The sequence below is a fragment of the Brevundimonas sp. genome, assembly GCF_046295595.1.
GTDB lineage: Bacteria > Pseudomonadota > Alphaproteobacteria > Caulobacterales > Caulobacteraceae > Brevundimonas.
The window spans coordinates 84841-107230 of the sequence record NZ_JBKBMX010000005.1; the positions used below are offsets into that span (position 1 = coordinate 84841).

At 69.4% G+C, this 22390-nt stretch carries 29 protein-coding genes; 15 read left to right on the plus strand and 14 right to left on the minus strand.

All coding sequences use genetic code 11. The features are described 5' to 3' along the window. Positions 1-13: 13 nt before the first annotated feature. Positions 14-880 (minus strand): family 16 glycosylhydrolase, encoded by an 867-nt coding sequence (locus tag ACK4JY_RS05075; protein ID WP_409603444.1) that lies wholly within the window; start codon positions 878-880, stop codon positions 14-16. Between the two features lie 53 nt (positions 881-933). On the opposite strand from ACK4JY_RS05075, the gene ACK4JY_RS05080 reads away from it, so the two are divergent. Further along, positions 934-1257: an Mpo1-like protein gene (locus ACK4JY_RS05080; protein WP_409603446.1), complete on the plus strand. Its 324-nt coding sequence runs from the start codon at positions 934-936 to the stop codon at positions 1255-1257. Here ACK4JY_RS05080 and ACK4JY_RS05085 read toward each other — a convergent pair. After that, positions 1254-1949, minus strand: coding sequence for a hypothetical protein (locus ACK4JY_RS05085; RefSeq protein ID WP_409603448.1), 696 nt, complete (start codon positions 1947-1949; stop codon positions 1254-1256). The genes ACK4JY_RS05080 and ACK4JY_RS05085 overlap by 4 nt on opposite strands. 75 nt (positions 1950-2024) lie before the next feature. Continuing rightward, the gene (locus ACK4JY_RS05090; RefSeq protein WP_409603450.1) at positions 2025-2636 is read right to left on the minus strand and encodes a 3D domain-containing protein; all 612 of its coding nucleotides are present in this window, start codon (positions 2634-2636) and stop codon (positions 2025-2027) included. A 448-nt stretch (positions 2637-3084) separates the two neighbouring features. Here ACK4JY_RS05090 and ACK4JY_RS05095 point away from each other — a divergent pair, with 448 nt between their 5' ends. Genes ACK4JY_RS05095 through ACK4JY_RS05105 form a run of 3 tightly spaced genes read left to right on the plus strand, consistent with a single transcriptional unit; the run spans position 3085 to position 5207 of the window. Further along, a complete protein-coding gene (locus tag ACK4JY_RS05095) occupies positions 3085-4107 on the plus strand; it encodes a S1/P1 Nuclease (RefSeq protein WP_409603452.1) in 1023 nt (340 codons plus the stop codon). A gap of 6 nt (positions 4108-4113) precedes the next feature. Beyond that, complete coding sequence (locus tag ACK4JY_RS05100; RefSeq protein WP_409603454.1) at positions 4114-4887, plus strand: RNA methyltransferase; 774 nt, start codon at positions 4114-4116, stop codon at positions 4885-4887. Next, positions 4884-5207: a YnfA family protein gene (locus tag ACK4JY_RS05105; RefSeq protein ID WP_409603456.1), complete on the plus strand. Its 324-nt coding sequence runs from the start codon at positions 4884-4886 to the stop codon at positions 5205-5207. Before ACK4JY_RS05100 ends, ACK4JY_RS05105 begins: the two co-directional genes overlap by 4 nt. Before the next feature lie 2 nt (positions 5208-5209). Here the strand turns inward: ACK4JY_RS05105 and ACK4JY_RS05110 are convergent, their stop codons facing one another. Next, entirely contained in the window at positions 5210-5920 is a 711-nt protein-coding gene (locus ACK4JY_RS05110; protein WP_409603458.1) for an NAD-dependent deacylase, read from the minus strand. A 60-nt stretch (positions 5921-5980) separates the two neighbouring features. On the opposite strand from ACK4JY_RS05110, the gene ACK4JY_RS05115 reads away from it, so the two are divergent. The 9 genes from ACK4JY_RS05115 (at position 5981) to ACK4JY_RS05155 (ending at position 12876) form a co-directional block, all read left to right on the plus strand. Beyond that, positions 5981-7087: an S-(hydroxymethyl)glutathione dehydrogenase/class III alcohol dehydrogenase gene (locus tag ACK4JY_RS05115; RefSeq protein WP_409603460.1), complete on the plus strand. Its 1107-nt coding sequence runs from the start codon at positions 5981-5983 to the stop codon at positions 7085-7087. A gap of 62 nt (positions 7088-7149) precedes the next feature. After that, positions 7150-7533, plus strand: a complete 384-nt coding sequence (locus ACK4JY_RS05120; RefSeq protein WP_409603462.1) for a VOC family protein — start codon at positions 7150-7152, stop codon at positions 7531-7533. Positions 7534-7566: 33 nt separating this feature from the next. Continuing rightward, positions 7567-8400, plus strand: coding sequence for an S-formylglutathione hydrolase (fghA, locus tag ACK4JY_RS05125; protein WP_409603464.1), 834 nt, complete (start codon positions 7567-7569; stop codon positions 8398-8400). Positions 8401-8440: 40 nt separating this feature from the next. Further along, entirely contained in the window at positions 8441-9388 is a 948-nt protein-coding gene (locus ACK4JY_RS05130; protein WP_409603465.1) for a DUF4350 domain-containing protein, read from the plus strand. Between the two features lie 20 nt (positions 9389-9408). Continuing rightward, positions 9409-9648, plus strand: coding sequence for a hypothetical protein (locus tag ACK4JY_RS05135; RefSeq protein ID WP_409603467.1), 240 nt, complete (start codon positions 9409-9411; stop codon positions 9646-9648). A gap of 203 nt (positions 9649-9851) precedes the next feature. Next, positions 9852-10463, plus strand: a complete 612-nt coding sequence (locus ACK4JY_RS05140; protein WP_409603469.1) for a superoxide dismutase — start codon at positions 9852-9854, stop codon at positions 10461-10463. Positions 10464-10628: 165 nt separating this feature from the next. Continuing rightward, on the plus strand, positions 10629-11585 hold the full coding sequence (locus ACK4JY_RS05145; protein WP_409603470.1) for an MBL fold metallo-hydrolase: 957 nt from the start codon (positions 10629-10631) through the stop codon (positions 11583-11585). 148 nt (positions 11586-11733) lie between these two features. Further along, entirely contained in the window at positions 11734-12351 is a 618-nt protein-coding gene (gene rpsD / locus ACK4JY_RS05150; RefSeq protein WP_409603472.1) for a 30S ribosomal protein S4, read from the plus strand. 129 nt (positions 12352-12480) lie between these two features. Further along, complete coding sequence (locus ACK4JY_RS05155) at positions 12481-12876, plus strand: hypothetical protein (protein ID WP_409603474.1); 396 nt, start codon at positions 12481-12483, stop codon at positions 12874-12876. Positions 12877-12880: 4 nt separating this feature from the next. Here ACK4JY_RS05155 and ACK4JY_RS05160 read toward each other — a convergent pair whose 3' ends face one another. From ACK4JY_RS05160 to map, 7 genes are all read right to left on the minus strand, one after another. Beyond that, entirely contained in the window at positions 12881-13309 is a 429-nt protein-coding gene (locus tag ACK4JY_RS05160; RefSeq protein ID WP_409603476.1) for an acyl-CoA thioesterase, read from the minus strand. Further along, positions 13309-13665: a Grx4 family monothiol glutaredoxin gene (gene grxD / locus ACK4JY_RS05165; protein ID WP_409603477.1), complete on the minus strand. Its 357-nt coding sequence runs from the start codon at positions 13663-13665 to the stop codon at positions 13309-13311. The genes ACK4JY_RS05160 and grxD overlap by 1 nt, the downstream gene beginning before the upstream one ends. A 94-nt stretch (positions 13666-13759) precedes the next feature. After that, positions 13760-14677, minus strand: coding sequence for an aldo/keto reductase (locus ACK4JY_RS05170; protein ID WP_409603479.1), 918 nt, complete (start codon positions 14675-14677; stop codon positions 13760-13762). A 3-nt stretch (positions 14678-14680) separates the two neighbouring features. After that, on the minus strand, positions 14681-14935 hold the full coding sequence (locus ACK4JY_RS05175; RefSeq protein ID WP_409603481.1) for a BolA/IbaG family iron-sulfur metabolism protein: 255 nt from the start codon (positions 14933-14935) through the stop codon (positions 14681-14683). Positions 14936-15024: 89 nt separating this feature from the next. Then, positions 15025-15540: a GNAT family N-acetyltransferase gene (locus tag ACK4JY_RS05180; protein WP_409603482.1), complete on the minus strand. Its 516-nt coding sequence runs from the start codon at positions 15538-15540 to the stop codon at positions 15025-15027. Then, complete coding sequence (gene radC / locus ACK4JY_RS05185) at positions 15537-16316, minus strand: RadC family protein (RefSeq protein ID WP_409603484.1); 780 nt, start codon at positions 16314-16316, stop codon at positions 15537-15539. The genes ACK4JY_RS05180 and radC overlap by 4 nt, the downstream gene beginning before the upstream one ends. 79 nt (positions 16317-16395) lie before the next feature. After that, complete coding sequence (gene map / locus ACK4JY_RS05190) at positions 16396-17217, minus strand: type I methionyl aminopeptidase (protein ID WP_409603486.1); 822 nt, start codon at positions 17215-17217, stop codon at positions 16396-16398. A 146-nt stretch (positions 17218-17363) separates the two neighbouring features. Here map and ACK4JY_RS05195 point away from each other — a divergent pair, with 146 nt between their 5' ends. Continuing rightward, positions 17364-18116, plus strand: a complete 753-nt coding sequence (locus tag ACK4JY_RS05195; protein WP_409603488.1) for a competence/damage-inducible protein A — start codon at positions 17364-17366, stop codon at positions 18114-18116. 192 nt (positions 18117-18308) lie between these two features. Here ACK4JY_RS05195 and ACK4JY_RS05200 read toward each other — a convergent pair whose 3' ends face one another. Genes ACK4JY_RS05200 through fliI form a run of 3 tightly spaced genes read right to left on the minus strand, consistent with a single transcriptional unit; the run spans position 18309 to position 21154 of the window. Beyond that, a complete protein-coding gene (locus ACK4JY_RS05200; protein WP_409603490.1) occupies positions 18309-19400 on the minus strand; it encodes an endo-1,4-beta-xylanase in 1092 nt (363 codons plus the stop codon). Continuing rightward, positions 19390-19800 carry a flagellar export protein FliJ gene (locus tag ACK4JY_RS05205; RefSeq protein WP_409603492.1) on the minus strand — a complete coding sequence of 137 codons (411 nt, stop codon included), beginning with the start codon at positions 19798-19800 and terminating at the stop codon, positions 19390-19392. Before ACK4JY_RS05205 ends, ACK4JY_RS05200 begins: the two co-directional genes overlap by 11 nt. 13 nt (positions 19801-19813) lie before the next feature. Then, on the minus strand, positions 19814-21154 hold the full coding sequence (fliI, locus tag ACK4JY_RS05210) for a flagellar protein export ATPase FliI (RefSeq protein ID WP_409603494.1): 1341 nt from the start codon (positions 21152-21154) through the stop codon (positions 19814-19816). Positions 21155-21359: 205 nt separating this feature from the next. Here fliI and cysK point away from each other — a divergent pair, with 205 nt between their 5' ends. Beyond that, positions 21360-22340, plus strand: coding sequence for a cysteine synthase A (gene cysK / locus ACK4JY_RS05215; protein WP_409603496.1), 981 nt, complete (start codon positions 21360-21362; stop codon positions 22338-22340). Positions 22341-22390: the final 50 nt, after the last annotated feature.

Here is a 22390-nt window from a genome sequence, read left to right on the forward strand (position 1 = left end):
GGCCGGCTGAGCGCTATTCCGCCTGCCAGACGCGGACCCAGTCGATTTCCAGGCGCTGCGGGAAGGCCGCTTCGTCGACGCCCTCGGCCCCGCCCCAGTCGCCGCCGACGGCGACATTGAGAATCAGCTGGAACGGGCGGTCGAACGGCCAGGCGGCGCGGTCGGCGCCCTCGTTGGCGAAGCGATAGTAGGGCGCGCCGTCGAGGACGAAGTCGATGGCCTCGGGGGTCCAGCGGACCTCATAGACATGGAAGGCACCGCAGGCGTCGGGGACGGCGATCTCGGCCCCGCGCTGGGTCCGGGCGACATGATTGTAGCGGCCGGTGTGGACGGTGCCGTGGACCACGCCCCGGCGGTGGCCGACGTGCTCCATGATGTCGATCTCGCCGTCGCCCGGCCAGGTCTCGAGATCGACCGGCAGCATCCAGATGGCCGGCCAGGTCCCGCGGCCGCAGGGCAGTTTCGCCCGCGCCTGGAAGACGCCCGTGGTCCAGCCCGTGCGACTGAGCATGCGGGCGGAGGTGTAGTCCTGACCGCCATGGTCGGCGGCGCTGTCCAGCCGTTCGCGGCGGGCCTCGATAATCAGGCGGCCGTCCTCGATGCGGGCGTTCTCGGGTCGCTCGGCGGCGTAGTACTGAAGCTCGTTGTTGTACCAGCCGGTGCGGTTGGCGTGGGTGTCGTAGGTCCACAACGCCGGGTCGGGGAGGCCGTCGGCGGCGAACTCGTCGGCCCAGACGAGCTGGTGACCGGGCGGTCCCTCGGGGGCCTGCGCAAGGGCCGTGGCCGGTGCGGCGAGGGCGAAGGCGGCGAGCAGGGCGGTCGAGGCGGTCAGCGGGCTCATCACGACAGCATAGACCGAACGGGCGTGGGACGGGATCACGGATGGTGACGCGCGGACTTGCCGCCGGGCCGCGCCAGAGTCATCGTCGGCGGATGAGCACGCAAGAGCCGGCGGGCGGACGCTTCGAGAGCTTTTCAGCCTTCTATCCGCACTATATCCACGAGCACTCCAACCGGACGTGCCGGCGGATTCATGTGGTCGGCTCGGCGCTGGTGCTGCTCGTGCCCGTCGCAGCCCTGATGACGCGGAACCCGTGGTGGCTGCTGGCCATGCCGCTGATCGGCTACGGCTTCGCCTGGGTCGGACATTTCTTCTTCGAGAAGAACCGGCCGGCGACCTTCCGCTATCCGCTGTGGAGCCTGATGGGCGACTGGCGGATGTTCTTCGAGACGGTCAGCGGCCAGCGGCGGTTCTAGCCCGACGGCCGGCCCGGGTCCTGGAAGCTGAACAGGATGGCGCCCAGCACGGCGACGGCGTCGCGGTCAGTGGAGCCGGCGGGCGGGAGATAGAAGGTCGGACGCATGCCGCCCAGGGCCACGCCGCCGATATCGACGCCATCGCGGCTGAACACATAGCCCAGCACATTGCCGCCGCCCCACGGCAGGCCTTCGACGTAGCGGGTCTCGGCGCGGTAGATCTGACCGTTCCAGTTGAGCTCGCCGGCCCGTTGCGGCTGCTGCAGGCGCTGCAGCCAGTTGCCGTGACGGCTCAGAGCGAGGGTGAAGGCGGCGCCCGCCGGGGCGGCCCCGGAGAAGGTGCAGTTGTAGGCGAGGGTTTCGCGCTCGAAGGTGACCCAGAGGATGCGGGTGCGCGCCTCGCCGCCCTCGCACTCGGCCTGGACTTCACCCGAGAGGGAGGGCGCGGTCAGGGTGAGCGAGGTTCTGGCGTGGGCGCTGCGGCGAAACGGAATGGCGGTGCTGGAGGCGCGCGCCGACGCCGAGCCGACGTATTCGCCGATGCCGAAGCCGGGCCGGAACAGGCTGGGGCCGCGCCGGGCCTGAAGCTGCACGCGGTCGGTGCGGTCCTGGAAGGGCACGCCGGCGTCCTGGGCGACGGCGGCGCCCGAGGACGCGAGACAAAGCAAGGCGACGGCGACGGCGGCTTTCATGGTTCCCTCCCCGGAGACCGGAGGAGGGTGCGCCCGCCGAAGCGGTTTCGCAATACGCCGGTTGGCGAAATCGGCCTAGCGTGAGCCGACGTTGCTGACGGCCGAGGCCATCAGGGTCTGGCTGGGCTGGGCGTCCCACGACGGCGGGCAGCCGTCGAAGCGGCCGGCGTCGATCAGGGTCAGGCGGCGCTGGTTGAAGCGCATGGCTGGCTGCATCGAGCCGCGGCCGTGGCCGGTGTAAAGGTCGATCTTCTGGCCCTTGATCGCGCCGCCGGTGTCGGAGGCGTACCAGTAGCCGTCGTGCAGCGTGCCGTCCGGCATGCGCAGGCCGACCGTCTCGGGGATGAACAGGCGGGTGCGGCGCGGGATGTAGCGCGGGTCGGTGGCGATGGTGCGCATGGCGATCGGGCGGCAACCGAGGCTGTCGTTGCCCGTCGCTCCGCCGCCGCCGGCATGGTAGAGATTGACGCGGGCGGTCCAGTCGGCGTCCTCGCCCATCAGGGCCTGTTGCTCGGGGGTCAGACCCGCGACGCCGCTGTCGGAACCTTCACTCGCGGACGCCGTTGTTTCCTCGCCCAGCCCGGTCGCGACCGCGGCTTCGTAGGATACGGGATCCGCCTCGACCGCAGGCGCGGACGGGAAGGCCATCGCCCAGACGAGGGCGAGCGCAGCGGCTGTGCCGAGCATGAATCAGACTCACGAAAGCCCCGGCCCCTGACGCGTCCGGTGAGCGGCTTGTCGTCAATAAATGCGGCAAAAACCAGTCACGCCTTCCGCCGTGCGACCTCCTGTCCGGTCATGCGGTGGATAAGTGCGCCTTGTGATGGTTCATCTGAATCGCGTTTGGCCAACGCCGCGAAAACCTGTCAGCTGTATTCGCAGATCAGAAACACTTTGCTGGGGCGCGATGCTTACTGTTCATGGATATATTCGTTCGGGCAACTGTTTGAAGGTCAAGTGGTTGCTGGATGTGCTCGGGCGTGATTATCGCCGGGCCGAAACGGACGTCATGTCGGGCGTGGCGCGATCCACAGAATTTCTGACCCGGCCGGCCAGGGTCCGGCGGCGGGTCGGACGGGTGGAGGCGGCGTTCGGGATCGGCTAGAGCATCGGCGTCTTTCGCCGGAGCCCTGTCATGAAGCGTTTTCTGATCGCCGCGGTCGCCCTCGTCGCCGTCGGCGGCCTCGCCCTGCAGGCCTCTGCCTGGGGCAGCACCGGGCACCGGCTGATCGGGGTGGCGGCGGTGCGAGCCCTGCCGGACGAGATGCCGGCCTTCCTGCGCACGGGCGCGGCGGCGGCCGAGGTCGGCGAACTGTCGCGCGAGCCGGACCGCACCAAGGGCGGCGGCCAGCCGCACGACCGGGAACGCGACACGGCCCACTTCGTCGACATGATGGAGGATGGCCGGATCATGACCGCGCAGGGGATGCCGATCGACGCCCTGCCGCGGCTGAAGTCGGAATATGACGCGGCGTTGCTGGCCGCGGGGATCAAGGTCGATGACGCTGGCTGGCTGCCCTACGCCATCATGGACGGCTATCAGCAGCTGGTGCGCGACTTCGCGACGTGGCGGGTGCTGGACGCCGCCGAGGCGCGCGAGACCGATCCGGGCAAGCGGGCCTGGTATCGCGAGGACCGGCTGCGGCGCGAGGCGCTGATCCTGCGCGACATGGGCTATCTGGGCCATTTCGTCGGCGACGGGGCGCAGCCGCATCATACGACGATCCACTACAACGGCTGGAACCGCGACACGCCGAACCCGGAAGGCTTCACGACCTCGCGCCAGACGCACGGCGTGTTCGAGGGCGACTTCACCGCCCGGGTGGCGCGGCTGGACGCGGTCGAGGCGGCCATGGCGGCGCCGGCGCTGGACGGGTTCGATCTGCGCGCGCGGGTCCCGGCCTATCTGAAGACGACCCTGGCCGAGGTGACGCCCTTCTATGCGCTGGAGAAGGCCGGCGGCTTCGGCGAGGGCGATGCGCGCGGCGGGGCCTTCGTGATCGAGCGGCTGGCGGCGGGGGCGTCGGAGCTGCGCGACCTGTTCGTTCTGGCGTGGCGGGATTCGGCGGATGACTCGATCGGCTGGCCGGCGGTCAAGGTCGCCGAGGTCGAGGCGGGGACGGCCGATCCGTGGCTGGCCATGTATGGCGAGGACTGACCCGTCTTGAGTGAGCTGACCCCGCCCGTCGTCATCCTCGACAAGCCGCAGCTGGCCGACAACATCGGCGCGGTGGCGCGGGTGATGGCCAATTTCGGCCTGTCCGAACTGAGGCTGGTCGCGCCGCGCGACGGCTGGCCGCAGGACCGGGCCTGGGCCACCGCCTCGGGGGCCGACTGGGTGCTGGACGGGGTGAAGGTGTTCGACACGGTGGCGCAGGCCATCGCCGATCTGAACACCGTCTTCTCGACCACCGCCCGGCCGCGCGAGACGCGGATGCCGGTGCGCACGCCACGCGAGTCGGCGCGGCTGCTGTATGACGACCGGGCCTCGGGGCTGACGGTCGGGCTGCTGTTCGGCGGCGAGCGGGCCGGGCTGGAGACGACGGACATCGCCCTGACGCAGGGGATCACGACCATCCCGATCGATCCGCGGCACCATTCGCTGAACCTGGCCCAGGCGGTGGCGATCAACGCCTATGAGTGGCGCACCCTGATCCTCGACGCCCCGCCGCCGCGCTTCCGCGAGGGCGAGCCGCCGGCGTCGAACGATCTGCTGGTCGGGATGTACGAACATCTGGAGGCGGAGCTGGACGGGGGCGGCTTCTTCCATCCGCCGGAGAAGCGGCCGTCGATGAGCCAGAACCTGCGGGTCATGCTGGGCCGGGCCGGGTTCTCGGAACAGGAGGTGGCGACCTTCCGCGGGGTGATCCATGCCCTCGCCAAGGGGCGGGGGCGGGTGCTGGCCAAGCTGGCGGCGAAGAAGGCGGCCGAGGGGTGAAGCCGCTGCTGGTCTATCCGCTGGCGGCGCTGGCGGAGATCGCCGGCTGTTTCGCCTTCTGGGCCTGGCTGAAGCTGGACCGGTCGCCGCTGTGGTTGATCCCCGGGGTGGCGGCGCTGATCGCCTTCGCGTGGCTGTTGACGCTGGTCCCCAGCGCGGCGGCGGGGCGTGCGTTCGCGGCCTACGGCGGGGTCTATATCGTGGCGTCGCTGGTGTGGATGGGACTGGTCGAGAAGGCGGCGCCGGACCGCTGGGACCTGATCGGCGGGGCGGTCTGTCTGATCGGGGCGGCGATGATCCTGCTCGGGCCGCGGGGGTAGGCTCAGAGCGTGGCGCAGAAGGCCGGGACCACCTCCGTCGCCGGGCCGTACTGGCCCTCGTCGAACAGGCGGCGGCCGCGCGACGGCTCGAGGTTGAGCTCGACCGTGCGGGCGCCGGCGAGCCTGGCCAGATGCACGAACCCGGCCGCCGGCCAGACCGCGCCCGAGGTGCCGATGGAGACGAACAGGTCGCAGGCGGCGAGGGCGCGCTCGATCCGGTCGATGTGCAGGGGAAATTCGCCGAACCAGACGATGTGCGGGCGCAGGGTCCCGCGCGGGTGGAAGGGCGAGGGCTGGTCGGGGGCGAGGTCGCCGGGCCAGTCGCTGACGCGGCCGGTGACGCTGCACTGGGCCTTGAGCAGTTCGCCGTGCATGTGGATCAGGTCGAAGCCGGAGGCGGGCGGGGTCGCGGCATGGGCGCGGTCGTGCAGGTCGTCGACGTTCTGGGTCACCAGCAGGATCTCGCCCGGCCAGCGCGCGGCGAGGTCGGCGAGGGCCTGGTGGGCGGCGTTGGGGTGGACGGTCGCCAGCTGCCGGCGGCGCTGGTTGTAGAAGTCCTGCACCAGGGCGGGGTCGCGGGCGAAGGCCTGCGGCGTCGCCACATCCTCGACGCGGCGCCCCATCCATAGGCCGTCGTCGGCGCGGAAGGTGGGGACGCCGGACTCGGCGGAGATGCCGGAGCCGGTGAGGATGACGAGGTTTCTGTGCGCCATGCGGTTCCATAGCATCGGCGGTCTGTCCTAGAAGAGCGGCAACGCAAAGGAGCCCCGCCCATGAAAACCCGCGCCGCCGTCGCCTTCGAGGCCAAACGTCCGCTGGAGATCGTCGAGGTCGATCTGGAGGGGCCGCGCGCCGGGGAGGTGCTGGTCGAGATCAAGGCGACGGGCATCTGTCACACCGACGCCTATACGCTGGACGGTCTGGACAGCGAGGGTATCTTCCCGTCGATCCTCGGCCATGAGGGCGCGGGGGTGGTGGTCGAGGTCGGACCGGGCGTGACGAGCGTGGCCGTCGGCGACCATGTGATCCCGCTGTACACGCCCGAGTGCCGGCAATGTAAAAGCTGCCTGAGCCGCAAGACCAATCTGTGCACCGCGATCCGGGGGACGCAGGGCAAGGGGCTGATGCCCGACGGGTCGTCGCGGTTCAGCTACAAGGGCCAGGCCATTGCCCACTATATGGGCTGTTCGACCTTCTCGAATTTCACCGTCCTGCCTGAGATCGCCCTGGCGAAGATCCGCAAGGACGCGCCGTTCCAGAGCGCCTGCTACGTCGGCTGCGGCGTCACCACGGGCGTCGGGGCGGTGGTCAATACGGCGAAGGTCGAGCCGGGGGCCAACGCGGTGGTCTTCGGTCTGGGCGGGATCGGGCTGAACGTCATCCAGGGGCTGAAGATGGTCGGGGCCGACATGATCGTCGGTGTGGACCTGAATTCCGCCAAGGAAGAGTGGGGCCGGCGCTTCGGCATGACCCATTTCGTCAATCCGAAGGAGGTCACCGACGTGGTCGCCCATCTGGTCGAGCTGACCGGCGGCGGGGCCGACTACACCTTCGACTGCACCGGCAACACCACGGTGATGCGTCAGGCGCTGGAGGCCTGCCACCGCGGCTGGGGCGAGAGCATCGTCATCGGCGTGGCCGAGGCGGGCAAGGAGATCTCGACCCGCCCGTTCCAGCTGGTCACCGGCCGGGTGTGGCGCGGCTCGGCCTTCGGCGGGGCGCGCGGGCGCACCGACACGCCGAAGATCGTCGACTGGTACATGGACGGCAAGATCGAGATTGATCCGATGATCACCCACACCCTGCCGCTGGAGCGCATCAACGAGGCGTTCGACCTGATGCATGCGGGGGAGAGCATCAGAAGCGTGGTGGTGTTCTAGAGGCTTGCGTTGGCGAGATAGTTGTTTAAAAAAACTGTCTCAAACGCAGGGAGCAGGAAGCCATGTTCACCCACATCACCGTCGGCGCGAACGACGTCGAGGCGTCGCGGACATTCTATGACGCGGCGCTGGGAGCGCTGGGTCTGGAGCCGGCCAGCGGGCCGGACCCAAAGGGGCGGTACTGGTGGCGGACGGCGCGCGGCGCCTTCGCTGTGGGCAAGCCGATCGATGGCGACCCGGCGTGCCACGCCAACGGCGGCACCATTGGCTTCGCGGCGAAGACGCCGGAGATGGTGCAGGCCTTTCACGACGCGGGCGTCGCCGCCGGCGGCAAGGCCATCGAGGATCCGCCGGGCGAGCGCAACGGCCCGTTCGGCACGCTGAACCTGGCCTATCTGCGCGACCCCTCGGGCAACAAGGTGTGCGCGGTGCATCGGCCCGGATAGCCCCGGCGCGCCGCGAGATGTTATGCGAGCGGCATGGAAACCCTGAAGACCCACATCGTCCACGGCGGAACGCTCCGCTATCTGCGCCACGACAGCGCGACCACCGGCACGGCGATGACGCTGTCGGTGTTCACGCCGCCGGGGGAGGGGCCGTTTCCGGTGCTGATCTGGCTGTCGGGCCTGACCTGCACCGAGGACAATTTCACCACCAAGGCCGGGGCCTACGCCGCCGCGGCCGAGCACGGGGTGATCGTCGTCGCGCCGGACACCTCGCCGCGCGGGGAGGGGGTGGCCGACGATCCGGCCTATGATCTGGGGCAGGGGGCGGGCTTCTATGTCGACGCCACCGAGGCGCCGTGGGCGCCGCATTTCCGCATGGAAAGCTATGTCGTCGATGAGCTGATAGGGCTGGTCGACGCGGAATTCCCGACCACCAAGGCGCGCTCGATCAGCGGCCATTCGATGGGCGGGCATGGGGCGCTGACGCTGGCGTTGCGGCATCCGCATCTGTTCCGCTCGGTCTCGGCCTTCGCGCCGATCGCCTCGCCGACGCGCTGTCCGTGGGGGGAGAAGGCCTTCATGGCCTACCTGGGCGATGATCGGGCGGCGTGGGCGGAGCACGACGCGGGGCGGCTGATCGAAGAGGGGGTCGGGGCGGGGTGTTTCGACGACATCCTGATCGATCAGGGCGACGCCGATCCCTTCCTCGCGGAGCAGTTGAAGCCGGAACTGCTGGTCGAGGCGGCGAAGGCGGCGGCGCAGACGGTCACCCTGCGGATGCAGCCGGGCTATGACCATTCCTACTTCTTCATGGCCAGCTTCATCGCCGACCATGTGGCCTTTCACGCGGCGCGGCTGAAGGGCTGACCGGGGCGTGCTAGGGTAGCCGGGCAAACCGGAGGGTCCGATGAAACGCCTTGCCCTTGCTCTGGGCCTGATCGCCCTGGCCGTCGCCGCGCCCGCCTTGGCGCAGCAGCAGATGACCGATCCGGAGTTCCGTCCGACGGTCGCCCGCCCGGCCTACGCCGCCGACGGCCCGATGGTTGTCATCGATGGGGCGCACAGGAATTTCCATACCGTCGACGGCCGCTATGCGCCGTTCGCCGCCCTGTCGCGGGCCGACGGCTATCGGGTGCGCGGCGGGACCACGCCATTCGACGCGGGCGGGCTGGACGGGGTCGATGTGCTGGTGATCGCTAACGCCGGCCAGCCGGAGGGCGGCGGCTCGGCCTTCACCGCCCCAGAGATCGAGGCCGTCGAGGCCTGGGTGGAGGGCGGCGGGAGCCTGTTGCTGATCGCCGACCATGCCCCGCACGGCGCGGCGGCGGAGGCGCTGGCGGCGCGGTTCGGCGTGCAGATGGGCAAGGGCTACGCCTTCGCCATGACCGGCGAGGCCGATCTGACGACCAACCTGTCCTATCCGCCCGAAGCCTTCGGGGCGCATCCGATCATGGCGGGGCGAAGCGCCGAGGAACGGGTTGCGGGCGTGACCGCCTTCACCGGACAGACCCTCGAGGGACCGTCGGGGGCGGAGACGCTGCTGCCGATGACCGTGGGCGCGCGGGAGGCGCCGGACCTGCCGACGCTACAGGCGCTGGTTGACCGGCTGCACAGCGGCGCGGCGCCCGTGGACGCTTTGGGGGCCTTGTCGACGCCGGCCCTGCCGGCGCAGGCGCTGGCGTTCCGGCATGGGGACGGCCGGGTCGTGGTGCTGGGGGAGGCCGGCATGCTGTCGGCCCAGCTGGTGCGGTATCCGGACGGACGGCCCCACCAGCGGTTCGGCATGAATACGGCGCCGGGCAATGTGCAGTTCGGTCTGAACATTATGCACTGGCTGAGCGGACTGTTGCCGTAGGATTTGTGCTAGCAGGACGCATGACCGAGACATCCGCCCCCGACCACGCCGAAATGTTCGCCGCCCTGTGCCGCGAGGTCGGCTTCTGCCTGCATCCCAAGGGGGAGAAGCGCGTGCTCGAGGCGCTGCCGAACGGGCTGGACGCGGCGACGCGGGCGGCGTTCGAGGCCGAGGGCGTCGATTTCGTCTCGGCCTCCGGCGACCTGCGGCGGGCCGTGCGCGACTGCCTGAAGGCCAATCTGCCCAATCCTCACCCGTAGGGGGAGGGGGACCGCCCGAAGGGGTGTGGAGGGGGCTAACCTCATCCGCCGGTGTCCGGGGCAAGACCCCCTCCACCATGCTTCGCATGGTCCCCCTCCCCCTGTGGGGGAGGAATGACGGAGCGGAATGGGCCGTCAAGGGTTGGGTTTGCGGCGGGGGCGCCTAGATGAGGGGCCCCGAAACCTGTCGAAGGAGCCTCTCCATGGCCTTTACGCTTCCGCCCCTCCCCTATGGCTATGACGCGCTGGAGCCGGCCATCGACAGGGAGACGATGACCTTCCACCACGACAAGCACCACCAGGCCTATGTCGACAATCTGAACAAGGCCGTGGACGCCGACGCCTCGTTGCAGGGCAAGTCGCTGGAAGAGCTGTTCGCCAGCATCTCCAAGGCCCCAAAGGCCGTGCGCAACAACGGCGGCGGGCACTGGAATCACAGCCTGTTCTGGGAACTGCTGGCCCCCGTCGGCGAGACCGGCGAACCGTCGGCCGAACTGGCCGCCGCCATCGACCGCGATCTCGGCGGGATGGACAGGTTCAAGGAGGCGTTCAACGCCGCCGGCGCCGGCCAGTTCGGCTCGGGCTGGGCCTGGCTGATCGTGCAGGATGGCAAGCTGAAGGTCACCTCGACGCCGAACCAGGACAATCCGCTGATGGACGTGGCCGACGAAAAGGGCGCCGTGGTGCTGGCCGCCGACGTCTGGGAGCACGCCTATTACCTGAAGTACCAGAACCGCCGGCCCGACTATCTGAAGGCGTTCTGGACGGTGGTGAACTGGAACAAGGCCAACGAACTGTTCGCCGCCGCCGCATAGGCCAGCCGCCGGTTCGAAGACTGAAGAGGCGTCGCCGCGGGGTGACGCCTCTTCTTTATGTCGCGAATTTTCCCGGTCCCCGCGAATTCCTGGGCACGCGGGGTGGCGGCGCCCTGATTTTGCCCTATCTAGGTCATCGAGTGTTGACTTGGGGAGGGCCCGCCAATGACGCCATCGTTCAAAACCGTCGCCGCGAGCGTGGTGCTGGCCGCCATGATTGGAGTCGCCGGCTGCTCGCAGGACGCCCAGCCGGCCGCGGGCGAGCCCGCGACGCCCGCGGCGGCGCCCGCCACCGTCAGCCCGGATGTCAGCGCGGTCCGCATCGGCACCCTGGAGGCGACCGCGCTCCGCGACGGGATCCTCAAGGTTCCGGCCGCAGACAAGATGAGCCCCTGGGCCAATGTCGCCGAGGTTACGGCCCTGCTGACCTCGGCGGGCGTGACCGACGCGACGATCCATCTGCCGATCCAGCCGCTGCTGGTGCGCGACGGCGAGCGGGTGGTGCTGATCGACGCCGGCGCTGGCGGCCAGATGGGCACCGAGGGCAAGCTGGTCGCCTCGCTGCGGGCGGCCGGGGTGGAGCCGGGTCAGGTGACTGACGTGTTGATCTCGCACGCCCACGGCGACCATGTCGGCGGGCTGGTCGGAGCCGACGGCGGCCTGAACTTCCCCAACGCCGTGATCCGCATGAGCGCGCCGGAATGGGCCGCCGCCCGGGCCGGCGCCGACGCGGCCGGGGCCGGCGCGCTGCTGGCCGCCATCTCGCCGAAAGTCGAGCCGTTCCTGCCGGGGGCCCAGGTGACGCCGTCGATCAAGGCGGTCCCGCTGGCCGGGCATACGCCGGGGCACAGCGGCTATGAGATCGTCTCCGGCGACGATCGGCTACTGTACATCGGCGACGCCATGCACAGCTCGATCATCTCGGTGCAAAGGCCGGAGTGGACGAACGGGTGGGACAGCGACAACGCCAAGGCCGTCGCCACGCGCCAGGATCTGCTGGAGCGCGGCGTGACCGGGACCCGGCGGATCTACGGCGTGCACTTCCCCTTCCCGGGGGTCGGCCGTTTCCAGCGTGTCGACGACGGCTTCGTGTGGATCCCGGAATCGCCCGACCAGCCTTGACTCACGGGGGGGCGGCCGTCATAAGCGCCGCCTTCACGCCACCGGCTCGCCGCGTTGCGTGATCCACCACGGACGATGCGTGTACCGCCGTTGAGATCGTCCCTCCATCCGGGGAGGGACCGGGCCGCATCATTGAAAAGAGTGACTTATGTCCAAGCGCCATAGCGCCAAGTACAAACTCGATCGGGTCATGGGTGAAAACCTGTGGGGCCGTTCGAAATCCCCCGTCAACAAGCGCTCGTACGGCCCCGGCCAGCACGGCCAGCGCCGCAAGCAGAAGGTCTCGGACTTCGGCCTGCAGCTGAAGGCCAAGCAGAAGCTGAAGGGCTACTACGCCAACATCACCGAGAAGCAGTTCTCGGCGACCTATGACGAGGCCTCGCGCCGCAAGGGCAACAGCTCCGAGAACCTGATCGGCCTGCTGGAGTCGCGCCTCGACGCCATCGTCTACCGCGCCAAATTCGTCCCGACCCCGTGGGCGGCCCGCCAGTTCGTCAACCACGGCCACGTGACCGTCGACGGCAAGAAGGTCGACATCGCCTCGTACCGGGTCAAGCCGGGCCAGGTCATCGAGGTCAAGGAAAAGTCCCGCGCCATGGCGCTGGTGATCGAAGCCCAGCAGTCGTCGGAGCGCGACGTCCCCGACTATCTGGAACTGGGTGATCGCGGCTTCTCGGTTCGCTACGTCCGCGTGCCGGAACTGGCCGACGTGCCGTTCCCGGTGAAGATGGAGCCGAACCTGGTCGTGGAATACTACTCCTCGTAAGCCACGGTCTCTGTACAGACTGGAAGGGCCCCGGAGCGATCCGGGGCCCTTCTGTTTCCAGCCGGGTTCCCCCGGCGGGCGAACAGGCGCACATTGTGGCTGTTGAGGGTTTCGGCGGGAGGCCGGGAGATGAAACGGAGCATCACGCTCGTCGGCGTGTTCGTCGCGGCCGCAGCCGTGTCGGCCTGCGCCGTGGTGGACCGGTTCACCGACCGGTCGGCGACGACCGCGCTGGTCGAGGCCGACGCGCCGGGCCAGATCGAGCCGGTCCATGCGGCCGCCATCGTCCAGGATCAGGCCGTGTTCTGGGTCAGTTCGAACGGGTGCACGCGGAAGGCCGACCTCACCCCGGTGGTGCGACGCGCCGGCGACGCCTCGGTGATCACCCTGCGCCGCCTCAAGGAAGACCGCTGCCTCGAGCCGCGCGACGAGGGCGTGGAAATGCGCTGGAGCTTCCAGGAGATGGGCCTTGAGCCGGGCAGCCGGGTCTCGGTCGAGAACCCGTTCCAGCTGCCGCGCGGCTGATCCCTCAGCGCGCCTGGAACGTCGGCAGCATGTCGGCCGGGATGCGGTGCGGCCGCATGGTCGCCGCGTCGACCAACACCCACTCGGACACGCCCTGGGCGCACAGCCGGCCCTCGCCGTCCTCGATGCGCACATAACGATTGAAGCGCGGGCCCTGCGGCTCGCCGACCCAGGTGCGGGCCTTGACCCCGACGGCCCCCGGCGGCAGCGGGCGGAAATAGTCGACCTCGTGGCGGGTCCCGACCCATGACCAGCGCGCCCGGGTGGCTTCGTCGAAGCGGGCGTTCCAGTGCGCCATGCCGGCGTCCTGCAGCCAGCCGACGTAGACGACATTGTTGACGTGGCCGTTATCGTCGATGTGCTCGGGCCGGACCTCGAGCGGCAGGACGAAGACTTCGCGGTCGGGCCGGGGCTCGAGCTGGGCCCGGGCCATCAGGCGTCGGCGTCGCCGAGGGGCACGCCCTTGTCGGCCATCAGGGTCTGGAGTTCGCCGGCGTTGAACATTTCGCGCACGATGTCCGAGCCGCCGACGAATTCGCCCTTCACATACAGCTGGGGAATGGTCGGCCAGTCGCTGAAGGTCTTGATCCCGTCGCGCAGGCCCTCGTCCTGCAGCACGTCGACGCCGACGAACGGCGCGCCGAGGTGGTCGAGGATCTGCACCGCCAGCGAGGAGAAGCCGCAACGCGGGGCGTCGGGCGTGCCCTTCATGAACAGGACGACGTCGTGCTGCTGCACCGTGTCGGCGATGAAGGCGTGTACGGGATTGGCGACGGCTTGATCGGTCACGGAACGGGCCTTTCAGTGAAGGCCGTCAGCTAGGCGCCCAAAGGGGCCGGGTCAAGGCGTCGGAAGGTCCCAAGCCGGCCGGCCCAGGCCGGACTCAGGCCGCCTTGGCGCCCGCGACCCGGGCCATTTCGATCTGGGCGGCGAGGCCCGGCGGCATGTCGCGGTCGGGCACCATGGCCAGCATGTTCAGCCGTTCGGCGTCACTGGCGCGGATCAGCACGCTGGAGACAGAGGGATCCGTCAGGGCGTAGGCGAGGCAGATGGCCTCCGCCGGCCAGTTGTTGGTCCGGTGCAGGAAGGCGAAGGTCCCGGCGTGGGCGAGCGGATTGCTCTTCTCCTTCGGGCCGCCGAAGCCGAACAGGCCCTTCTTCGGCTGATGCACGGCGGCGGCCTTCTTCGCCGTGTCGAGGCTCTCGGGGAAATAGTCGTAGACGAAGATGGCCATGTCCGCCTCGCGGGCGACGCGCAGGCGCGAGCGGATCTGCCACGGGGAGTTGACGTGGAAGGGCGTGGCCAGAACGTCGAAGGCACCGGTCGAGACATAGGCGTCCATCACCTCGCCCTCGCCCGAAATGCCCAGCAGGCGGACGCGTTCGGTGGCGCGCAGGGCCTTGAGGGCGCTGAGGGTCGACTGCGGCAGTTCGTGGTCCGCGGGTTCGTCGAGGATGGCCAGGTCGAACCAGCCGAGGCCGGAGATGCTTAGTGCCCGGTCGATGGCGGAGGTGATCCCCTCGGCCGAGAAGTCGCGGTGCGAGCCCCGGCGGCCGTCGCCGGCGCCCAGCATCAGCGAGACCTGGACCAGCTTGCGGTCGACGTGCTTGAGGGCTTGGCCCAAGACCTCGGCCAAGACCGGGTCGGCGGTCTCGAGGCGGTAGCTGTTGATGCCGGCCTCGAGCGCCGAATAGATCAGTTCGCGGCCGGCTTCGGGGCCGCGGGCGATGTCACGCGGGCCGAGGCTCAGCGTCAGCGCCGAGACCGCCTGACCCGCCTGTCCGAAGGGACGGTAGCGCATGGTTCAGTCTCCTGCCGGGGAAGCTTTGGCCGGGGCCGAGGTTTCGAGCGCCAGCGCATGCAGTTCGCCGCCCATCTTGCCCTTGAGGGCGGCGTAGACGAGCTGGTGCTGACGCACGCGCGGCAGGCCGGCGAAGGCGGTGGAGACGATACGGGCGCGATAGTGGTCGCCGTCGCCGGCGAGGTCGTCGATGACGATCCCGGCGTCGGGAAAGGCCTCGGTCAGATGGCCGCGAAGCTCTTCGACGGACATGGGCATGGGGCGGGCGGTCTCCGGATTCGCCGGCCAGAATGGCGCGTAAACCTTAATGGCTGGCTACGGCATGGCGACGCTTGATGCGCGCGCCTTCAGGCGGCGGCGCGCTGGAACAGGGTGACGGGTCCGCCCTTGTAGGTCGTGTCGATATAGGGCGCGTAGCCGGCCCGGCGGGCGAGGGCGATCGAGGGGGCGTTGTCGGGCGAGATCATGCAGACGGTGCGCGGTGCGTTCAGCGTGTCGTCGCACCAGGCCAGCGCGGCCGACAGGGCCTCGGAGGCGAGGCCCTTGCCCTGGAAGCGGGGGGCGACGCCCCAGCCGAGTTCGGGCGCGTCGAACGGCGGGTCGAGCGTGCGGTGATAGTCGAGCACGCCGACGCCGCCGACATGTTCGCCCGTGTCCCTGAGCCGCAGGGTCCAGTTGCCGTGGCCCAGCGCCTCCCAGTGGCCGATGTCGCGCAGCAGGCGGAACCAGACGTCCTCGCCGGTCAGGGGCTCGGCGAAGATGTGCTGGATGAAGGCGGGGTCGCCCCACAGGCTGCGCAGGTCGTCGTAGTCCGGGACCGCGACCGGCGTCAGGGTCAGACGTTCGGTGATCAGGGTGGTCACATCAGGCCCAGTTGCTTGAAGCTGGCGACGCCGTCGCGGCCGACCACCAGGTGGTCGTGGACGGAGAGGCCGAGGGCGTTTGCGGCGTCGATGACCTGGCGCGTCATCTCGATATCGGGTCGCGACGGGGTTGGGTCGCCCGACGGGTGGTTGTGGACGATGATCATCGACTTGGCGGACAGCTCCAGCGCCCGACGCACCACCTCGCGCGGATAGACCGGGGCATGATCGACGGTGCCGCGATTCTGGATTTCGTCGAGGATCAGCTGGTTGCGATTGTCGAGGTAGAGGACGCGGAACTGTTCGCGCGGCTCGTGCTGCAGCGACAGGCGGACATAGGCCAGCAGGGCCGTCCATGAGGAGATGACGGTGCGCTTGCCGGCCTCCTCCATGGTGACCCGGCGGGCGACCTCGTGCAGGGCGGCGAGATCGAGGGCGGTTTCGGCGCCGACGCCTTTCGCCCGCCCTTTGGCGTCTTCGGCCCGGACCGTCATCAGGTCTTCCACCGAGGCGGCGAGGACGGCGGCGAGGGAGCCGAAGCGGACCAGCAAGGCCTTGGCGATCGGCTTGACGTCGCCCTGCGGCTGGCTGCGGAACAGGAACAGTTCGAGCAGTTCATAGTCTGGGAGGTGGTGGAGACCGGCGCGGCGGGCGCGGTCGCGCAGGCGTTCGCGGTGGCCGGAGAGGCCGGCGCCAGGAAGCGGGACGACGTTGGCCGACGGCGCGCTCTGAAGCGGCGCGACGGCCGGGGTCGGGAAGGGGAGTACGGCTGACATGGCGGCCTCCGAAGGACGGCCGTACGTTGCCAGAACAGAAGAGGAACGTCCAGTCAGGCGGGCGAGGCCGGTCCGCCGGTCAGAATTTGGGCCGGAACAGGCCGGCCGGGCTGGCGGTGAACAGTTCGGCGCCGGTTTCGGTGACGCCGATGGTGTGTTCGCACTGGGATGACAGCGACTTGTCGCGGGTCACCGCGGTCCAGCCGTCGGACAGGACCTTCACGTGCGGCTTGCCCAGGTTCACCATCGGCTCAACGGTGAAGAACATGCCCGGCTTGAGGGTCGCACCCTCGCCGCGACGGCCGTAGTGCAGGACGTTGGGGCTGTCGTGGAACAGACGGCCGATGCCGTGGCCGCAGAAGTCGCGGACGACGGACATGCGGTTGGCCTCGACCACCTGCTGGATGGCGTAGCCGATGTCGCCGAAGGTGGCGCCCGGCTTGATCACGGCGAGGCCGGCGTCGAGCGAGTCATAGGTGACGTCGATCAGCTTGCGGGCGCGGGCGTTGATGTTCCCGACCGCGTACATGCGGCTGGAGTCGCCGTGCCAGCCGTCGACGATGACGGTGTGGTCGATGTTGACGATGTCGCCGTCCTTCAGGACCTTGTCGCCGGGAATGCCGTGGCAGACGACGTGGTTGATCGAGGTGCAGACGGTCTTTTCATAGCCCTTGTAGCCGAGGCAGGCGGGCAGGGCGCCGTGGTCGAGGGTGAACTCGCGGATGCGGTCGTCGATCTCGCCGGTGGTCACGCCCGGGACCACGAAGGGGGTGATCATGTCGAGCGCCTCGGCCACCAGACGGCCGGCCTTGCGCATGCCCTCGAAGGCCTCGTCGTCGTGGACGCGGATCTCGTGGGTGCGGACGAAGGCGTCGCTGTCCAGTTCGGGGGTCTCGTACATTCGATCGGCTTTCGGGGCGGCGGGTCGCGTGGGCGTGGCTCTCAGGTGGTGACTATAGCACAAACCTCAAGGCCGGGTTGAGGCAAGCCGGGGCGGGGCGCAGCGAAGCCGGGACAGCGGCCGGGGGGATCGGCTATTGAGCGGGCATGACCCAGACTTCCCCTACCGCCGCCGTCCTGATCATCGGCGACGAAGTGCTGTCCGGACGGACGCAGGACACCAATCTGAACACGATCGCGCGGTTTCTGGGCGCCCTGGGGATCGACCTGCTGGAGGCGCGGACGGTGGGTGATCGCAAGGGCCAGATCGTCGAGTCGCTGAATGCCCTGCGGGCGGGGCACGACTATGTCTTCACCACCGGCGGCATCGGGCCGACGCACGACGACATCACCGCCGATGCGGTGGCGACCGCGTTCGGCGTGACGCTGTCGGAGCATCCGGAGGCGCTGGCGATCCTCGAGCGGCGCTACGGGGCGGAGTTCAATGCGCCGCGGCGGCGGATGGCGCGGGTCCCCGAGGGCGGGACGCTGATCGCCAATCCGGTCACCGATGCGCCGGGCTTCCAGATCGGCAATGTCTTCGTCATGGCCGGAGTGCCGAAGATCATGACGGCCATGCTGGAGGATGTGGCGCCGCGTCTGAGAACGGGTGCGGTGGTGCACGCGCGGACGGTGCGGGTGACCGGGGTCGGCGAGGGCGACGTGGCCGATCTGCTGAGCGCGGCGGCGCGGGCCAATCGCGAGATCAGCTACGGCAGCTATCCGTTCGGGCACGGGTCGGTCGGGGAGGTCGGGACGAATCTGGTGGTGCGCGGGCGGGATCAGGCGGCGGTGGAAGTGGCGGTGGCGGGGTTGCTGGAGGCGTTGGCGGCGGCGGGAGTGGCGGCGGCAACGACCTGATCCTTCTCCCGATGGGAGAAGGTGGCCGGGCGGAGCCCGGTCGGATGAGGGTCGGACCGTTCAGTCGGCGAGAGCCGCCGCTCCGGACGGCGACGCGGCTTGCGCCGAAAGCTGATGATCGACCCACACCCTTTCGCGCAAGAACGACGGCTACGCCGCCGTGCGCTCAAGCCCTCTCCCAATGGGAGAGGGTCAGCGCTGGAACGCCTCCGCAACGGCCTGATACGCCGGATTGGGCCGCCCCTCGGCATCCAGCAGCAGGGCGCTTTCGTCGGGGCGGTTCTTGCCTTCGGCGCGGACCAGCCAGCTGTCGCTGTCGCGCAGGCCCCAGGTGGTGAAGGCGTAGCGCTGGCGTTCCGGCAGGGCCATGAAGGCCTCGGCCAGTTCGCCGACGCGGGCGACCTGCTGGGCGCGGCGTTCGGCGGTGGAGCGCAGGTCCGGCAGATGGCCGCCGTCGCGCTGCATCGGGAAGTCCAGCTCGGAGACGTGGATCGGCAGGCCGAGCGAGGCGGCGTCGCGCATGAAGGCCGTGATCTGTCCCGCCGGGATCTCGATATTGAGGTGCGACTGGGTGCCGATGCCGCCGATCGGGGCGCCGAGTTTCAGCAGGCGTTCGACCAGCTTGAGGAAGGTCGCGCCCTTGGCCGGGATGTTCTCGAGATTGTATTCGTTGAGGAACAGGACGGCGTCGGGATCGGCCTGTTTCGCCTGTTCGAAGGCGCGGACCATGTAGCCGTCCATGCCGAGGGCCCGGCTCCAGTGGCATTCGCGCAGGCCGTCGCCGTCCTCGGCCACTGGTTCGTTGACGACGTCCCAGCCGGCCATCTGTCCGCGATAGCGGCCGACGAAGGTCGAGATGTAGCGGTCGTATTCGGCGGCGAAGCGGGCGCGCGGGACCGTGGCGTCGTCGAAGACATCTGCGCCCTGCGAATACCAGATCACCGTATGGCCGTGGACGCGCAGGCCGTTGTCTCGGGCGAAGGCGACGACGCGGTCGGACGGTCCGAAATCGTAGGTGAAGCCGGGACCGAGCGTGCGCTCCATCTTCTGCTCCCACTCGGGCGTCAGCTGGGAGCAGTGGCGCAGCATCTGTTCGACCCAGTCGGGCTGGTCGAGTTGCCAGGTCATGCCTGTGGCGCCGAAGGGGAAGGGCGCGAGGGACTTCAGCGGGCGGGCGACCGGGTCGGCGACGGACGGGGCGGCGGCGATACGGTCGCAGGCGGCCAGGGCGATGGGCGCGGCGAGGAAGGCGCGGCGGTTCAGACGGGGCGGGTCAGCCCGCACGACGCCTGAGGCCCAACTCGTCGAAGGCGGCGGTTTCACGCTTGCCGGCGGCGACGAGGCGGCTGAGCCGGGTCGTCTCGGCCACGTGCTCGAACTTCTTCAGTTCCTCGAAGGCGCTGGTGAGGGCGTCGCGGGCTCCGTACTCCTCGGCCTCGATCTCGACGACATCGGCTTCGGCGGCGGATTTGCGCAGCTTCCAGCCGTTCAGATAGGCCTGCAGCAGCATGGCGGCCTCGGTGTCGTCGCGGGCGCGGTCCTGTTCGATCTCGGCCTCGGCCTGGAGCACGGCGATGCGCATCTCGGCGGAGGCTCTACGGGCCGTGATCTCGGCGAGGCGCTTCTGCAGCGTCTCGACCTCATAGTTGGAGATGCGGATCAGGGATTGGGCCCAGGCGGTCATGCGGCGTCTCCAGTCATGAGACCATTCCTTGGTTCAGAATGGTTTCCAGACGGTCAAAGGAATCCGATAACCGCGTCACGTCGTGATGATCCTGGCCGAGGAAAGCCTCGAGCGCGGGGTTGAGGGCGATGGCGCGGTCGACGATCGGATCGGCGCCAGTGCGGTAGGCGCCGATCTTGATCAACTCTTCCATGTTGGCGTAGGCGCTCAGGCACTGGCGGGCGCGCTTGTTCAGCTCGCGCTCCGGCGGGGTCTGGCAGGCGGGCAGGGTGCGGCTGACGGACTTCAGCACGTCGATGGCCGGGAAGCGGCCGCGTTCGGCGATCTTGCGATCCATGACGATGTGGCCGTCGAGGATGCCGCGCACGGCGTCGGCGATCGGCTCGTCATGGTCGCCGCCGTCGACCAGCACGGTGAACAGGGCGGTGATCGGGCCTGCGGTGGTGCCGTCGGGGCGAACGGGTCCCGGCCCGGCGCGCTCCAGCAGCTTGGGCAGTTCGGTGAAGACGGTCGGGGTGTAGCCCTTGGTGGTTGGCGGCTCGCCGGCGGCGAGGCCGATCTCGCGCTGGGCCATGGCGAAACGGGTGACCGAGTCCATCAGGCACAGGACCTCGAGGTCCTGGTCGCGCAGATATTCGCTGATCGCCATGGTCATATAGGCGGCCTGGCGTCGCTTCAGCGCCGGTTCGTCCGAGGTGGCGACGACGACGATGGCGCGGCGCAGGCCGTCCTCGCCGAGGGTTTCCTCGATGAATTCCCGGACTTCACGGCCCCGTTCGCCGATCAGGCCGACGACGACGACGTCGCAGGTGGCCTGACGCGCCAGCATGGACAGCAGCACTGACTTGCCGACGCCGGAGCCGGCGAAGATGCCGAGGCGCTGGCCGCGGCAGGTGGTGGTGAAGACGTCCATGGCGCGGACGCCGAGATCGAGGCGCTCGCCGACGCGGCCGCGCGAATGGGCCGGGGGCGGGGGGGCGCGCAGGGGATAGGCGGCCGGTCCGACGGGGAGGGGGCCCTTGCCGTCGATCGGCTGGCCGAAGGCGTCGATGATCCGGCCCAGCCAGGCGGTGGTCGGGCGGACGCTGGCGGCGGTGTCGATGATGCGGATGTCGGCCCCGGGAGCGACGCCCTCGACCGGACCGAACGGCATCAGCAGGGCCTTGGCGTCGCGGAAACCGACGACCTCGGCGGGCAGGGGCGAGAGGCGACCCCGGTCGATCTCGGCCCGCGCCCCGACGGCGAGGCGCGACAGGCCGCCCCTGGACTCGATCAGCAGGCCGTTCACGCCGGCGACCTTGCCGGTCACGACCAGCGGATCGATCGCTTCGACGGCGGCGGCGAGATTGCGCAAGAAGAGAGCCCCGGGAACAGGCGTTCAGGGATGCGCTGACATGGTTAACGCGGGGTGAAAGGCGGTCCTGCGGCGACCAAGGGGCCGTGCCGCGCCGCGATCGGCCGGGGCGCGAACCCGGCCACAACGAAGTTTCGCCTGTCCCCCCTCTTTGCATGGCGCGCGGAAAGGTTATCTCTTGGGACGCCCCTCCCGGAGATCCGCCATGTCCGAAGCCCCCTACGACCCCTCCCGTCACCTGAAAGCCGGGCGCGGCAAGATCTATGCGTCCATTCTGGACACCATCGGCGACACGCCGCTGGTCGGCCTGCCGCGGCTGTCGGCCGAGTATCAGCCCAAGGCGACGGTGCTGGCCAAGCTGGAGTTCTTCAACCCGATCGGTTCGGTCAAGGACCGGATCGGGGTGGCCATGATCGACGCGCTGGAACAGGCCGGACGGATCGGCCCGGACGCGGTGCTGATCGAACCGACCAGCGGCAATACGGGCATCGCCCTGGCCTTCGTCGCCGCGGCCAAGGGTTACCGGCTGATCCTCGTCATGCCCGAGAGCATGTCGATCGAGCGCCGCAAGATGCTGGCCCTGCTGGGCGCCGAACTGGTGCTGACGCCGGCCGAGAAGGGCATGAAGGGGGCCATCGCCATGGCCCATGAGCTGCTGGACAGGACGCCGGGCGCCATCATCCCCTCGCAATTCGACAACCCCGCAAACCCGGCCATCCACCGGGTGACCACGGCCGAGGAGATCTGGAACGACACGGCGGGCGGGGTCGACATCGTGATCTCCGGCGTCGGCACGGGCGGCACCATCACCGGCGTCGGCCAGGTGCTGAAGGCGCGCAAGCCGTCGGTGCGGATGATCGCCGTCGAGCCGACCGCCTCGCCGGTGCTGTCCGGCGGCGAGCCGGGCCCGCACAAGATCCAGGGCATCGGCGCGGGCTTCATCCCGTCGATCGTCGACCGGTCCGTCATCGACGGCGTCGAGCAGGTCTCCAATGACGACGCCTTCGACATGGCCCGCAAGGCGGCGCGGGTCGAGGGCATTCCGGTCGGCATCAGCTCGGGCGCGGCGCTGGTGGCGGCCTTCCGTCAGGCGGCGCTGGACGAGAACGCCGGCAAGACGATCGTGGCGATCATTCCCAGCTTCGCCGAACGCTATCTGTCGACGGCGTTGTTCGAAGGGCTTTGACGCTGTCGTCCACCGTCACGGGCGGTTAACCGGCAGGCCCTAGCCTTCGC

Coding starts and splice junctions, on each gene's coding strand:
- ACK4JY_RS05080 (WP_409603446.1), top strand. CDS start 934: ATGAGCACGCAAGAGCCGGCGGGCGGACGCTTCGAGAGCTTTTCAGCC.
- ACK4JY_RS05085 (WP_409603448.1), bottom strand. CDS start 1,949: ATGAAAGCCGCCGTCGCCGTCGCCTTGCTTTGTCTCGCGTCCTCGGGC.
- ACK4JY_RS05090 (WP_409603450.1), bottom strand. CDS start 2,636: ATGCTCGGCACAGCCGCTGCGCTCGCCCTCGTCTGGGCGATGGCCTTC.
- ACK4JY_RS05095 (WP_409603452.1), top strand. CDS start 3,085: ATGAAGCGTTTTCTGATCGCCGCGGTCGCCCTCGTCGCCGTCGGCGGC.
- ACK4JY_RS05110 (WP_409603458.1), bottom strand. CDS start 5,920: ATGGCGCACAGAAACCTCGTCATCCTCACCGGCTCCGGCATCTCCGCC.
- ACK4JY_RS05115 (WP_409603460.1), top strand. CDS start 5,981: ATGAAAACCCGCGCCGCCGTCGCCTTCGAGGCCAAACGTCCGCTGGAG.
- ACK4JY_RS05120 (WP_409603462.1), top strand. CDS start 7,150: ATGTTCACCCACATCACCGTCGGCGCGAACGACGTCGAGGCGTCGCGG.
- fghA (WP_409603464.1), top strand. CDS start 7,567: ATGGAAACCCTGAAGACCCACATCGTCCACGGCGGAACGCTCCGCTAT.
- ACK4JY_RS05130 (WP_409603465.1), top strand. CDS start 8,441: ATGAAACGCCTTGCCCTTGCTCTGGGCCTGATCGCCCTGGCCGTCGCC.
- ACK4JY_RS05135 (WP_409603467.1), top strand. CDS start 9,409: ATGACCGAGACATCCGCCCCCGACCACGCCGAAATGTTCGCCGCCCTG.
- ACK4JY_RS05140 (WP_409603469.1), top strand. CDS start 9,852: ATGGCCTTTACGCTTCCGCCCCTCCCCTATGGCTATGACGCGCTGGAG.
- ACK4JY_RS05145 (WP_409603470.1), top strand. CDS start 10,629: ATGACGCCATCGTTCAAAACCGTCGCCGCGAGCGTGGTGCTGGCCGCC.
- rpsD (WP_409603472.1), top strand. CDS start 11,734: ATGTCCAAGCGCCATAGCGCCAAGTACAAACTCGATCGGGTCATGGGT.
- ACK4JY_RS05155 (WP_409603474.1), top strand. CDS start 12,481: ATGAAACGGAGCATCACGCTCGTCGGCGTGTTCGTCGCGGCCGCAGCC.
- ACK4JY_RS05160 (WP_409603476.1), bottom strand. CDS start 13,309: ATGGCCCGGGCCCAGCTCGAGCCCCGGCCCGACCGCGAAGTCTTCGTC.
- ACK4JY_RS05170 (WP_409603479.1), bottom strand. CDS start 14,677: ATGCGCTACCGTCCCTTCGGACAGGCGGGTCAGGCGGTCTCGGCGCTG.
- ACK4JY_RS05175 (WP_409603481.1), bottom strand. CDS start 14,935: ATGCCCATGTCCGTCGAAGAGCTTCGCGGCCATCTGACCGAGGCCTTT.
- radC (WP_409603484.1), bottom strand. CDS start 16,316: ATGTCAGCCGTACTCCCCTTCCCGACCCCGGCCGTCGCGCCGCTTCAG.
- map (WP_409603486.1), bottom strand. CDS start 17,217: ATGTACGAGACCCCCGAACTGGACAGCGACGCCTTCGTCCGCACCCAC.
- ACK4JY_RS05195 (WP_409603488.1), top strand. CDS start 17,364: ATGACCCAGACTTCCCCTACCGCCGCCGTCCTGATCATCGGCGACGAA.
- ACK4JY_RS05205 (WP_409603492.1), bottom strand. CDS start 19,800: ATGACCGCCTGGGCCCAATCCCTGATCCGCATCTCCAACTATGAGGTC.
- cysK (WP_409603496.1), top strand. CDS start 21,360: ATGTCCGAAGCCCCCTACGACCCCTCCCGTCACCTGAAAGCCGGGCGC.